The organism is Avrilella dinanensis (assembly GCF_002807015.1).
GTDB lineage: Bacteria > Bacteroidota > Bacteroidia > Flavobacteriales > Flavobacteriaceae > Flavobacterium > Flavobacterium dinanensis.
Genome location: NZ_NIPO01000001.1, coordinates 2,232,341 through 2,244,993, shown reverse-complemented (window position 1 = coordinate 2,244,993; position 12,653 = coordinate 2,232,341). Strand labels below are relative to the sequence as shown.

The window sequence follows — 12,653 nt, the reverse complement described above, 5'->3', positions numbered from 1 at the left end:
ATGATATATAAAATTTCTAATTGTTGCCCAATGCAAAATTAAAACCAACGCTAATTGCAACAGGCAACAAAGCGTTATCTATTGAAATTCGACTGTCATTTTTCATGGCGTCATAGTTGTCCATAAATTCTTTGGAACGAAAAGGCACGAATAAACCAACACTTAGTTTGTGTCCTCTACTCCCTAGTTTTATGTCCACGTTTGCTCCGACCGTTGCTCCATAAGACGTCATGTTGTAGTTCGAGGCACCTTCTACAATCGACACCCCATTATAGCCATAAAATGCCATTGGGTTGATAGACAGTTTTTCGTTAAGAAATATTTTGTAAGACACACCCGCGTTCCAACCGGCAGACAACAAGTTATATCCTGCCCCTGCAAAAAAACCTAAGTTTTTTATCGGTAAATATTCGATTTTCGCCCCTGCAATTCCACCATAGTCTAAGCCCATTCCTAATCCTCCATAAAGTTTTGTTGTGTTCTCATCTTGTGCATAGCCGGTTGTTGCCATACACAGCATAGAAAAAATCCCTATGTTACGCCACATTTTTTTCATTACAGTAATAAGTTAGTTTTTAAATTTCTGCAAATGAAAATATAATTATTTGTATTGTCAAATTTTATACAGATTTATTTTTTTACAACCTTATATGTGCCGATTTTATTATCCGATTTTACTTTGACCAGATAATAACCACTGCCCCAAGATGAGGTATCAAAAGAAATAATTTGATTATCAGCTATGTTGTTCTTTTGCATAATGCATTGTCCTAAAGCATTATACACTTCAATGCTGTCTGCAATTGTAAAGCCTTCTGTATGCTCAATAAACAATATATCCATAACCGGATTAGGGTAAAGTGTAACGTTTTCCAGCTTATGTATCGTACTACTTGCAGGTTTATCGGAAAATAATGTCAAAACACGACCATGGTAACTTCCTCCGGAAAATGTTTCGTTCAATGGCTCACCTTGGGTAATGAAATTATCCGCAGACGAATTGTTTTGTGTTACTTCCAATGAAATATACCCATTGGTTATGGGCCAAATCATTGAAGTGGTTTCATTTCCTTCGTAACCATAATAGGTGCCATACAACAATTCACTACCATCACTCGATACAATATGATGGAAAGCATCAGTATTCATTCCGCTATACTTTTCCGGCTGGTAGGCATCTTCAGTGGCATAACCTTGCGTTTCTTCTGTTGTGTCAAATAAATAAATTTGTTCTTGATCATCTACCACAAAATTGCTCACCCGCGTTGGCAGACTCCAGTAATGTGTACCTTCTTCGCCAAACTTGGTAATTACCACATCTGAATCGTCAACTTCCATATAAGGATTCTCATGTAAAGGAAATGCATTATTATCATGCAATATATAAAAATTGTTCCCAGATGTACGCAGTACTTTTAGTACTGAAGATGAGTTGTAACCATCTTTCATGTAAGTCCCCCAATCGCGTGTACCGTCAAAGTTAAACACATTAACAAATGCCCGAAACAAATCATTGGAGCCGTCTTGGTAGGGGTTTTCTATCAGAGCACCTTCGGTACTGAAAAAAGTTGGGTCCACTTCGTGCGGAAATTGCTTTATGACCTGTCCATACACCACCAATTTGTTTTGGGTGACTGCGATTTCTCTAATCCACGTTTGATGATGAGAGAAAAAAGTACGCCAAACCAGCTCGCCATCGCTGTTCAGTTTTACCAATATAGGCGTATAATAATTTTCATCGCTGAGATAATCCTCGGGGTTAGAGACGGATTGAAAAGGTGCGTCGGGTATAACCTCTGTATTGGCAATAGCCGCCGTATAGTACACATTGCCATTACGGTCCACAGCAATTGCCTTTCTTTGGTAACCTCCAATATAATGTGATTCGGCATAAGTACACCAAACCAGCACGCCTTCGGCATCAAACTTGGCTAAAAAACCGTTAGCTTCCGTTTCATCTGCCAAGTCCCAGTCATACGCACTCTTATAAACTCCTGGTGTAGCAAAACCTTCAGATGCCGTAGTATATCCCATAACATATACATTTCCTTGCTCATCATAATCTATATTCATTATAGAAGTATCTGAGTTACTACCAATACTTGCCCACACCTGAGACTCCGTATTAGGCAAATCACTCACCCTAACCTGATTAGAGCTGCACTCAAACAAACGAGCATCGTCTGTCATAAAGCTATTTCCGTATCCTGCCCCCGAGTGAGAATAATCTGTTTTCACGCCCCAATGCTTGTGGTACGCCGGCTGTGCAAATCCGTAAAAAAAGCTAAACACAGCGAGAATAAATAATATATTTTTTTTCATAACTACATAACTTTAAAAAAGCTATCCGAAAAGAAATCACTCTAATCGGACAGCTTTGCATAATATTAATCACTAAATGAAAACCAGTAAATACTTCCTACCTTTACATAATCCACAGTATATGGTGGATTACCGGGCAAAGAATTAAAGACTCCAGAATAAGAGGCTGAGTCTTCGTAATATCCTAATGCATTAACATCTGCCACCATTCCATCAGCAGAAGCGTTGTCTAACCAAAAACGCATACTTATAAACTGGTAACGGTTTACTATTGCATTAGGAGGTTCATTTCCTGCAGGTGGCAAAGGCAAACTCATAGCAGGATTACTAAACGTCACATTTCCACTAAAAGGATAGACATTTAAAAACGGAAATTGAAAATTAAGCATATCTCCATCAGTAATAGTAAACGAATCCATAGGATCTATCACAAAGTAATTAGGGGTCGTAGATATATCAAAGTGACATTCCCCTCCTGGACCTGCTACCATCATGTGTAATATCCTTGCTCTAGCTTGTGAACAATAATTCTCTATCAAAAGCGTAGTTGCTTGTGCTGAAAAAGTTCCTAAAAGAACGGCTAAGGTCAAAATTATTTTTTTCATGATTATCTGTTTTTAACTAATTCAATAAATTTTTTAAATCCTAAATAAGCGGTTTGTTCCTCGGTAGTTTTAAAGATAGGGTCAACGGTTGTATCTTCGGGCATTCCGTGTACATCTATCAATTTTTGTGCTACCGGATAAAGCAACATGGCTTTTTCACTTTCTGAATAACTCTCCCCTGAGCGGGCGATTTCTTGTAATTTTTCCCTAAATTGGGAAACTTCTCTCGGTTCGCTGCCCTTTTTAGCTTGTGCTTGTTTTTGGGCAGTAACCTGTTCTTCAGTTTGGATAATTTCTGTTTCTTCCTGACAAGCTGTAAAAGCAAACATTGCCATACAGAAAACACCATACAAAGTCATTTTTCTTACCGTAATTCATTAATTTTAGTTAAACATTTTTGCTAATATAAACAAAAAACAGCTTTTATTCTAAAAATAATCACAAGAACAGCTTTAAAAACAATTATAATCGCCAAAAAAATCTACTTTTTTTCTTTTTTAAACCCTTCAATTTCTATCTGCTTTTTAGTTTTAATTTGTAATTTTGCAAAGATTGTTTTTTTACTTATGGAAGAAATAAACAAAGTGGTTCACGAAGCCTTTGAAATAATCGAAAAAGGAGGTATTATCCTCTACCCGACCGACACGGTTTGGGGTTTGGGTTGTGATGCAACCAACGAGGAAGCCGTCAGACGAATTTACGAGCTCAAACGACGTGAAGAACAAAAAAGTATGATTGTACTGGTTAATGGCGACCGATTGTTATACCATACCTTCAGCCAGATTCCGGAGGTGGCTTTCGACATCTGGGACAGCACCGACAAACCAACCACACTGATTTTGGATAGTCCGAAAAATGTAGCCAAAAACTTGATTGCTCAGGACGATTCACTCGGGGTAAGAATGGTCAAGAAACCATTTATTTTTAAGCTTATTGAACGAATGAAGAAACCTTTGGTTTCGACCTCAGCCAATATTTCGGGCTTTCCGACACCAAACAGTTTTTCCGAGATTGATTACAGGATTATTTCTGGCGTGGATTATGTCGTTCCGCTCGAACAAGACAAAAAATGCAACAAACCCTCAACAATCATCAAACTGCAAAACGATTTACAAGTAAAAATTATCCGACAATAAACCGTGACGATGCCAAAAAATTATTCCGAAGCCCTACAACTGCCTATATTTAAAATCATTGCTCAAGCTGCCAAAGAAATAGATGTTTCTGCCTATGTAATCGGTGGTTTCGTTAGAGATTTTCTGTTAAAACGCGGGGTTAAAAAAGATATTGACATTGTTGCTGTCGGAAGTGGGATTGATTTGGCACTGAAAGTTTCGGAGCTGATTCCGCACCACCCAAAAGTTCAGGTTTTTAAAAACTACGGCACAGCCATGCTTCGTTTTGATGATATGGACATTGAGTTTGTTGGTGCACGAAAAGAATCCTATCAGTCCGACAGTAGAAAACCGATTGTTGAAAACGGTACATTGGAAGACGACCAAAACCGGCGTGATTTTACCATTAATGCTTTGGCACTTTCACTCAACAAAAATGATTATGGCGATTTGTTGGATCCATTCGACGGAGTAACAGATTTGAAAAACAAAACCATCTGCACACCACTCGACCCGGACATTACTTACTCAGACGATCCATTGCGAATGATGCGTGCCATACGTTTTGCTACCCAACTGAATTTTGAAATCGAACTGAAATCTTTACAATCCATTACCAAAAATGCAGAACGTATTGAGATTATTTCCGGCGAAAGAATTGTTGATGAATTAAATAAAATCTTGCTGACACCTAAGCCTTCTGTCGGATTTTTACTGCTGTATGAAACCGGTTTGCTTGATTTGATTCTGCCCGAACTAACTGCTTTGAACAACGTTGAGGAAGTGGAAGGACATACGCATAAAAACAATTTTTATCATACGTTGGAAGTGGTGGACAATATTTGTCCGAACACCGATGATTTATGGTTGCGGTGGGCAGCATTGCTACACGACATCGGCAAAGCACCTACCAAAAGATTCAACAAGAAAAACGGCTGGACGTTTCACGGACACGAATTTCTGGGCGGAAAAATGGTAAAAAAAATTTTTCAGCGATTACACATGCCATTGAACCACAAGATGCGTTTTGTACAAAAAATGGTTACAATGAGCTCACGTCCGATTGTGATTGCCGAAGACAAAGTAACGGATTCTGCCGTACGTCGTTTGGTTTTTGATGCAGGCGATGATGTCGAAAACTTATTGACCTTATGCGAAGCCGATATTACGACTAAAAATCCAAAGAAATTTAAAAAATATCACAATAATTTTAAAATTGTCCGTCAAAAGATTGTAGAAGTGGAAGAACGTGACCACGTGCGTAACTTCCAACCGCCAATTACAGGCGAGGAAGTGATGGAAATATTCAATCTTCCGCCGTCACGGGAAATCGGACAGATTAAAGATGCAATAAAAGAAGCTATTTTAGAAGGCGAAATTCCAAACGAATACGAAGCTGCGTATCATTTCATGATGAAAAAAGCTGGCGAACTCGGAATCAAAGCTGTAAATCCTAAACTGAATAAATAATATTACAATTAGCGTGATGTTTGTCATGTTATAAACATCTTTACAAATGCTGATTGATAAAAGATTAACTTCGTTCTGTTCGCAAGCTCGAGTCCTACGGAAATCAAAGATTCGACAAAGTCAATGGCAAACGTTGTGTTTAAGGACTTAAAAAGTAATTAATAATATAAAAAATGGAAAATAAATCATTCATTCGCTGGGCAAAAATTTCACTTATTTTGGTTTATCTGGTCATCATTGCCGGAGCCACGGTTCGTATGACTGGTTCGGGAATGGGCTGCCCCGACTGGCCGAAGTGTTTTGGTTATTACATTCCGCCGACTGATGAGCAGGAATTACTTTGGAAACCTGACCATGATTACAAAAAAGGGCAGGTAATTATCAAAGAAGAAAAGTTGTGGGTTGCCAATGAAGATTTTACTTCAGCTGCGGTTTATGAGGAAGCCCATTGGGACGAATATACCAAGCACGATTATGCGGTTTTTAACCCTTACCACACTTGGGTGGAATATATCAATAGATTATGCGGAGCTTTAGCAGGTTTAGGTTGTTTTATCTTATTCCTTAAATCTTTCAGCTATTGGAAACATAAAAAATCGGTTGTTCTTTGGTCTGGAATTGTCTTGTTTTTATTAGGTTTTAACGCGTGGCTTGGGGCAACAGTGGTTTACTCCGTACTGAATCCCGTTAAAATTACCACACACATGATTGCGGCTTTCGTCAATGTGGCGGCACTGCTTTACTTAATACGTATTGCAAAATCAGAAAGAAAATATACAGCCAAATACGACCAATCCTTCTATTTGTTCTCATGGGCTGCATTGATTTTTACATTGATTCAAATCGGATTGGGAACGCAAGTACGTCAGTTTATTGACGAACAAACCCGAAGCGGAATTACTGACGTAATGGTTTGGCTCGAAAATCCGGACGTCACGTTTTACATTCACAGAACATTTTCTTTTGTGGTGTTTTTTGTAAATCTTTATCTATTTTTAAGAAATAAGCGACTTAATTTAGGCAGTTCAAAAATCAACTGGGTAATGCTCATTTTACTGTTGGAAATCCTTACAGGCATAATGATGTATTACATTCATTTCCCGTTTGGTACTCAGGCTGCACATTTGGTACTGGCTGCAATTATGTTTGCCTTACAGTTCAGCATTGTTTTGGAATCAAGGAAAAGAATTAGTTAAAAATACCTTTTCAATAAAATATAAAACCACAAAGACAAAGCATTTATCTTTGTGGTTTTATATTAATATGTCACTTTCTAAATCTGATTTTTCAATATCAAAACGATAACCTAACTGGTTTACCACTTCGATAACCAGTTTTTTGTACCAGTTTTCTGATTTCGGGTGGATATACAACCGTTCAATCATTTGGTTGATGTCGGTTTCTATTTTCACGCCTTCATTCACATGCAAATCAAGGTGCGAAACATCTGTAATAACCCGGATTTCATTTTCGTACTGAAAACTTTTTCGTTTGAACAAAAATGGGAAAAAATCATCGTCAAACGGAATGTGTTCTTTTTTATAGTCGATATAATTTACCTCTCCAATATATTGGTCTGCCTTAGGTTCGGTCAATGATTCTTTCAAACGCCCAACCGTAGATTGGATTGCCAAACCTTCGTTATTCTTGGTAAAAACCTGCCACATGGCATAGCTTTCATACGAATTAGCATGCCAGCTACTGATAACGATATTTTTCCGTTTGGATTTGTACGCGTCCAGATATTCGGGGTTGTCTTCCAGTAATTTTTTGATTTCTTCATAAGTCGGTTCACTGAAAGTGCCTTCGTACTGGTCTTCAAACTTATCCGAACGTGCCATAAATAACTTTTCGGAAATCAATAAATCCAGAAATTTGGATAAATCTAAATATTTCCAAATAATTGTATCCTCCGCAGGAATATGTAATTTTTTGTTTTCTTTAAACATAGTTTTCTTAGCTTTCAGAACGACAAGTTAACAAAAAATCCGGAAATCTTGTGATTGATTCCCGGATTGATTTTATCATGATATCTGCTGATTAGTAATATTTCTGACCGAAATTGAATGTCAGCGAGAATCTCAAAGTACTGTCTAACGGGTTGGTGTTTCCTCCCATGTCGAACAAATACGACACGTCGATATTAATGATATTGTATTTGAAACCCGCTCCAAGTGTAGCAAATCTACGGGCTCCTTTGTCTTCTGCCTCATTAAAATATCCCAGACGGAAAGCAAATGAATCCTGATACCAGTATTCAGCTCCCAAAGCCCAGGTAAATTCTCTCATTTCTTCTCCAAATCCATCAGGTGCATCTCCGAAAGATTTGAAAAGACCTGAAGTCCAACCTGTTTCATTATATTTTCTGTTATTGGCAGACACTTCATCGGGCGTAATTACCCCGTCATTATTCAAATCTTCAGGCACTTGGCGTGACGGAACCAACAATTTAGTCAATTCAATATGTGTAGCAATTTTGTTATGCTCATCTAAAATGAAATCAAATCCACCACCCAATCTCAAATTTGACGGTAGGAAATCCTCTTGTCCTTCGGCATAGGAAATTTTTGGTCCTAAATTTTGCAAATTAAATCCGGCACGTATTTTTCCGTCAAAGCCATCAAACTGCATTTCTTCCGACTCATAAAAACCGGCAATATCCACCGCAAAGCTGTTAGCAGAGGTTTCTCTTTCCTCACTCGACACCAAGTTGGAACTGATATACCTTGCCGCTACTGCTCCTGAAAAATGGTCGCTCAATTTCAATCCGTAAGAAACATCAATTGCAAATTCGTTGGGTTCTTCTGTACCTATCGGGTCGCCTATTTCGTTGGTTTTTTGGATTTCTCCCATACCAAAATATCTCACACTAGCTGCAAAAGCACTACGGTCGTTAAACTTATTGAAATAATTCAACTGAGCCAATGAAATATCGGTCGCCAATTTCGCCATATACGGCGTATAACTGATTGAAAAACCTTGTTGCTGCTTTGAAAAAACATATTTCGCAGGGTTGTATTGTTGCGAAAAAGCGTCCGGCGAACTCGCTGTTCCAATATCTCCCATTCCCGCTGCACGTGCATCAGCACTAATCAATAAAAAAGGAACTCCGGTAGTGATTGCTCTACTCATTTTCTGTTTATACTCCGAAACAGGTGTCTGAGCAAAAGTTGCCTGAGCGGCGAAAGCTGTGATAGCCAATATGGTTAATTTTTTCATTTAATTCTGTGTTTATTCAACAAATATACTATTTATTTTTACTTACAATATAACTAACTTTTCTAATTTTTCGGTTTGATGTCCTGTTAAAGTTGATTTTACCATCAATCGGTAAATATACACGCCTTTTCCGATTTTGTCGCCGAAATCATCACGACCGTCCCAGGTAATTTCTCTGGACAGATTTCCGTCCGAAACTACGGTTTGGTTAATCGTTTTGACGATTTTTCCGGTAACGGTAAATATCTGTACCTGAACCATCAGTAATTCTGTAGGGCGGTTGTGTTCAAACCAAAATTCGGTATAATCCACAAACGGATTAGGATAATTCAACACATTTTTCAACGAAACACCTTCTTCTTTCGCTACCAAAAACTGAATTTCGGCTGAGGCAGGGTTATTGTAAACGTCCCAGACCTTGAATGTGAGCGTATGCAATCCGTTTTCGAGGTCGCTGAAAGGGTATTTGATAAATCCTTTTCTGAAATTATCTGGTTCGGTTTCATAATAATCATTCAAAACAATCGGATTATTCTCGTCGCCGTCCAAAATTGCCACCAAATCGTGTCCGATTCCGCCAGCAGTATTAATTCCGTTTTCATCTTCCATATAAGCAATAAACAACGGCGATTCGTTGGTTATTCCTCCCGACACAAAATTCTCATCATTCATATATAACGTTACCTCAGGCGATTTATTGTCTTCGGCTGCATTTTCATTGATTCCGCCAATCTGAATATCCTTATTATAACCGGTGTAATCGTCTAAATGCTGAGATTGATTTACGGCATAAAAGCTGGCTTTTCCATTACCGATATTGGTTTTAATATCTTTTGGCACAACAAATTCTACTTCAAATTTACCATTGTTTACCGTTGCATTTCCTCTGAAAACCGTTTCGCCCAAGGTTTTGAAATCCATCACATACAACTCTCCGGAACGGTAAACATTGTCATTCCCCAAAGTTTGGCGGTCGATTTCTTTGTCAAAAATCTGTATCGCCAAATCGCCATTGAAGTTACTGATTAGCTGATTGCTTTCGTTGGTTACTTCGCCTGACAATTTGATTTTGTCCAACGCTCGCAAACTTCCGTCAAAATCTTGTATCGGTGTTTCGTTGATATGCGTCAGCTCGACTTTCGGTTTCGGAATAGCCAGTTTTACCGCCGGGTCGCCTAAGAAAAACACAATGGATTTTTCGTTTTGAGAGAACGAATTTTTGGTTTGTCGCAACGCCTCTCCTATAGTAATATCATTGGAAGAAATTCCACCAATATTAAACAAATATTTAGATAATTGTATCGTAAATGTATTGGCATTACTGATACCGATTTTTCTTGTTGTTGCTAGCAATCCCATCACTCCGGCGTTTCTCTTTAACAGCAATAATTCTCCTCCTGAAACATTTTCCGGATTGTCAAACCGGGTAAATTCACAGGTTAATATAGCAAACAACGGATATTTATTCTGATTGTTCATCTTGCCGATATCACTCGGTTCCAGCAACCGCTCGCCCGCCAGCCCTAACTCGTTACCATGCCCAAGATAATTAACCATTAACGCACCAGCATCAAAAGCGTCAAGGAAATCTTTTTTTGCCTGCGGATATCTTGGTCCTCCCGATGCAACTTGCTGCTGATAAGAGTCCGTATATATTTTATTAAAGTTAATATAAGGCTGTGCCTGCTCCAAATCGCTCGCCATAACTTCGAGCGACTCCTGCAAAGAAATATCGGAAGTAGTGTCCACATCATCTGCAAGAGCGATATATTGGTTTTTCCATCGTCCGGTGTTTTCTACCGAATGATATTGGATAATTTTATTGACCACAGCACTCGCATCTACGGTGTTGCTGACCGGAATCCGCCCGACGGCTATATCAATTCCGGAATAGTTTTGTCCGGTAATATACCCTTCTTCTTCGTCCATCAATGCATAAAAATCATCTGTCATAAAACAACTCCAATCATTGTAATTAAATACATTGGCGTTGGTGTTTTGAACTGCATGAAAAACCGGCACTATATTCGTGTTGTTTTCTACTCTGTCGAGGTAGTCGTATGAAGCATCTCCGAAAAGATTCACAAAACGCAACCGGTTGGCAGGATTTGATGCGTTTTGATACACATATCTGATAAAATTCCTGATAGCCACAATATCCTGCTTGCCTGACGAAAATTCTTCATATATCAGATGAACCGGAACTACTTTAACATTCAGGTTATTGTTATTTTTGTGGAACTGTGCCAGCCTGTTGGCTTCATTCAGTAAATTCTGGTGTGTGATGATGAGGTAATCGACATCGCCATCATTAAAAATCGTTCCTTTCAAATTCTGGTTTGCCACTCTGCTGTTTGGCAAAATCACGGGCTGATAAACATCGCCACTTGATAAAGTATGAAACTTTTTGACTTCTCCCAAAGCAGATTTAAACGAAAAATTTGACTGATTGTTAGTCAGATACTGCGGATTATATATATCGGTAACGTCCCAAACTTCGTTAATATCCTGAGCATTTGACAGCTGATATTGAGCCACGCCAATCTGCGATGAGGCATCTTTGACCGAAAAACCAAACTGTTTACCATATCCCTGAAGTTTCTTTTTATAATCAATAGCGATATAATCCAGATAACCGACAGAAGTTGGCACGCCGCCGTTTTGGTATTGCAAAGAAACAGAAGTTTCTGCTCCGTTAATATTGATTTGTTCTGTAAAAGTGGTTTCTCTTGCCGAATAATTGGTACTTTTTGGTCCGATAGTTTGGTTTCCTATCTGACTTCCGTTCAGCGAAAAACGAAACGAGGTTTCTACTGCCGCCGACGCAACAACTTTTGCGGTAAGGGTTGCCGGCTCGGAAGTGTCTGCCTGCTGGGTGTTCAAAATAAAATTCTGTGAACCACTACCCGCAAAATATTCGCCTACCCATCTTCGGCTTAATTTAGCAACATTCGTCAAATCCTGTTCATGAAAAGCCCGCTCGTCAAAAGTAGTATAAGTTACTGTAGCCGCCGCCGATGGTTCTGTCAGTGCCTGCATGCGTTTTCCTGCATTGCCGCCATACGTTATATAATAATAGGTTTCGGTAGTGTACAAATTCAAGTGGCTTCCGTTTTGTTCACTCCAACCTTTATTACCCACACCATAAAACAGAAAATAATCACCATCGTTTATTACACCGTCTTCTTCACCAAAACTTCTGATAGCAATTTCAGGCAAATCAAAATGATGGTTGTCAGCATTGCCCAAAGGCATCATCTGCCCGCCATGACCATATATTTTTATTGTTCTCGGGTCGGTATTTTCAGGAATACCCAATGAAGTCAAAAAAGATTTGTCCAAGCGATAAATACCGGTTTCGTTTATTTTAAACTTAAACCAATCGCCTTGTGCCAATACCGATTGTGTTTGATTCAATGATGAAGTTGCCAGGCTGTTGACCCCCAGACTACGTTTGTAAGAGTAGGTAAAATCGAGCGAAACAACTCTCTGATAACCATTTCCTTGCCTGATAATCGGACTAAAACGAACGCTGGTTTTGATATCACCTCGCCCCGATGCACTTTTTACCTTTATATTTAAGGAGGCAGAAATATTATTCGGGTTGATGTTTTTGTACTTATTAATGTCTATTGTTTCATAACGAACATTGGTTATCTGCACAGAATTTTCATCTGCAAACTGACTGTCCGGAAAAATATCTGCATATTCGATAATCTGCTCGTCATATATATATTGAAAATTTTCAGGTTGAAATACAGGCAGTAATCCTGCTTTATTTTCTTCTGTCTGGTAGTTTTTATCTTCCCATTTCAACGCAACGTGTCTTTGCTGAGCATACAGATTTACAGCGAATAAGACCAATAAACTTAAAAGATATTTCTTACACATAAAAGTAGTCCTTATTTATTATGGAACAAAA

Annotated in this window: 10 protein-coding genes; 3 read left to right on the top strand and 7 right to left on the bottom strand. The window is 38.6% G+C overall.

Features of this window, described 5'->3' with window-relative positions; all coding sequences use genetic code 11:
- Positions 1-16: 16 nt before the first annotated feature.
- From CDL10_RS10885 to CDL10_RS10870, 4 genes are all read right to left on the bottom strand, one after another.
- Positions 17-547, bottom strand: coding sequence for a hypothetical protein (locus tag CDL10_RS10885; protein WP_243389339.1), 531 nt, complete (start codon positions 545-547; stop codon positions 17-19).
- A gap of 83 nt (positions 548-630) precedes the next feature.
- Entirely contained in the window at positions 631-2,322 is a 1,692-nt protein-coding gene (locus tag CDL10_RS10880) for a T9SS type A sorting domain-containing protein (protein ID WP_100678552.1), read from the bottom strand.
- Between the two features lie 65 nt (positions 2,323-2,387).
- Positions 2,388-2,927, bottom strand: a complete 540-nt coding sequence (locus CDL10_RS10875) for a hypothetical protein (RefSeq protein ID WP_100678551.1) — start codon at positions 2,925-2,927, stop codon at positions 2,388-2,390.
- A gap of 2 nt (positions 2,928-2,929) precedes the next feature.
- Positions 2,930-3,286 (bottom strand): hypothetical protein, encoded by a 357-nt coding sequence (locus tag CDL10_RS10870; protein ID WP_133119490.1) that lies wholly within the window; start codon positions 3,284-3,286, stop codon positions 2,930-2,932.
- Between the two features lie 207 nt (positions 3,287-3,493).
- Here CDL10_RS10870 and CDL10_RS10865 point away from each other — a divergent pair, with 207 nt between their 5' ends.
- The 3 genes from CDL10_RS10865 to CDL10_RS10855 all read left to right on the top strand — a co-directional run bounded on the left by CDL10_RS10865 (position 3,494) and on the right by CDL10_RS10855 (position 6,708).
- Entirely contained in the window at positions 3,494-4,063 is a 570-nt protein-coding gene (locus CDL10_RS10865; RefSeq protein ID WP_100678549.1) for an L-threonylcarbamoyladenylate synthase, read from the top strand.
- 9 nt (positions 4,064-4,072) lie between these two features.
- Positions 4,073-5,512 carry a CCA tRNA nucleotidyltransferase gene (locus CDL10_RS10860; RefSeq protein WP_100678548.1) on the top strand — a complete coding sequence of 480 codons (1,440 nt, stop codon included), beginning with the start codon at positions 4,073-4,075 and terminating at the stop codon, positions 5,510-5,512.
- Between the two features lie 173 nt (positions 5,513-5,685).
- The gene (locus tag CDL10_RS10855) at positions 5,686-6,708 is read left to right on the top strand and encodes a COX15/CtaA family protein (protein ID WP_100678547.1); all 1,023 of its coding nucleotides are present in this window, start codon (positions 5,686-5,688) and stop codon (positions 6,706-6,708) included.
- A gap of 57 nt (positions 6,709-6,765) precedes the next feature.
- Here CDL10_RS10855 and CDL10_RS10850 read toward each other — a convergent pair whose 3' ends face one another.
- The 3 genes from CDL10_RS10850 to porU form a co-directional block, all read right to left on the bottom strand.
- On the bottom strand, positions 6,766-7,461 hold the full coding sequence (locus tag CDL10_RS10850; protein ID WP_100678546.1) for a DUF2971 domain-containing protein: 696 nt from the start codon (positions 7,459-7,461) through the stop codon (positions 6,766-6,768).
- Between the two features lie 91 nt (positions 7,462-7,552).
- Entirely contained in the window at positions 7,553-8,731 is a 1,179-nt protein-coding gene (gene porV / locus CDL10_RS10845; RefSeq protein WP_100678545.1) for a type IX secretion system outer membrane channel protein PorV, read from the bottom strand.
- 42 nt (positions 8,732-8,773) lie between these two features.
- A complete protein-coding gene (gene porU, locus CDL10_RS10840; protein ID WP_100678544.1) occupies positions 8,774-12,622 on the bottom strand; it encodes a type IX secretion system sortase PorU in 3,849 nt (1,282 codons plus the stop codon).
- Positions 12,623-12,653 lie beyond the last annotated feature (31 nt).

What these genes read in the sequence shown, in the direction of transcription:
- CDL10_RS10885 (WP_243389339.1), bottom strand. Translation starts at nt 547, where the DNA reads ATGTGGCGTAACATAGGGATTTTTTCTATGCTGTGTATGGCAACAACC.
- CDL10_RS10880 (WP_100678552.1), bottom strand. Translation starts at nt 2,322, where the DNA reads ATGAAAAAAAATATATTATTTATTCTCGCTGTGTTTAGCTTTTTTTAC.
- CDL10_RS10875 (WP_100678551.1), bottom strand. Translation starts at nt 2,927, where the DNA reads ATGAAAAAAATAATTTTGACCTTAGCCGTTCTTTTAGGAACTTTTTCA.
- CDL10_RS10870 (WP_133119490.1), bottom strand. Translation starts at nt 3,286, where the DNA reads ATGACTTTGTATGGTGTTTTCTGTATGGCAATGTTTGCTTTTACAGCT.
- CDL10_RS10865 (WP_100678549.1), top strand. Translation starts at nt 3,494, where the DNA reads ATGGAAGAAATAAACAAAGTGGTTCACGAAGCCTTTGAAATAATCGAA.
- CDL10_RS10860 (WP_100678548.1), top strand. Translation starts at nt 4,073, where the DNA reads ATGCCAAAAAATTATTCCGAAGCCCTACAACTGCCTATATTTAAAATC.
- CDL10_RS10855 (WP_100678547.1), top strand. Translation starts at nt 5,686, where the DNA reads ATGGAAAATAAATCATTCATTCGCTGGGCAAAAATTTCACTTATTTTG.
- CDL10_RS10850 (WP_100678546.1), bottom strand. Translation starts at nt 7,461, where the DNA reads ATGTTTAAAGAAAACAAAAAATTACATATTCCTGCGGAGGATACAATT.
- porV (WP_100678545.1), bottom strand. Translation starts at nt 8,731, where the DNA reads ATGAAAAAATTAACCATATTGGCTATCACAGCTTTCGCCGCTCAGGCA.
- porU (WP_100678544.1), bottom strand. Translation starts at nt 12,622, where the DNA reads ATGTGTAAGAAATATCTTTTAAGTTTATTGGTCTTATTCGCTGTAAAT.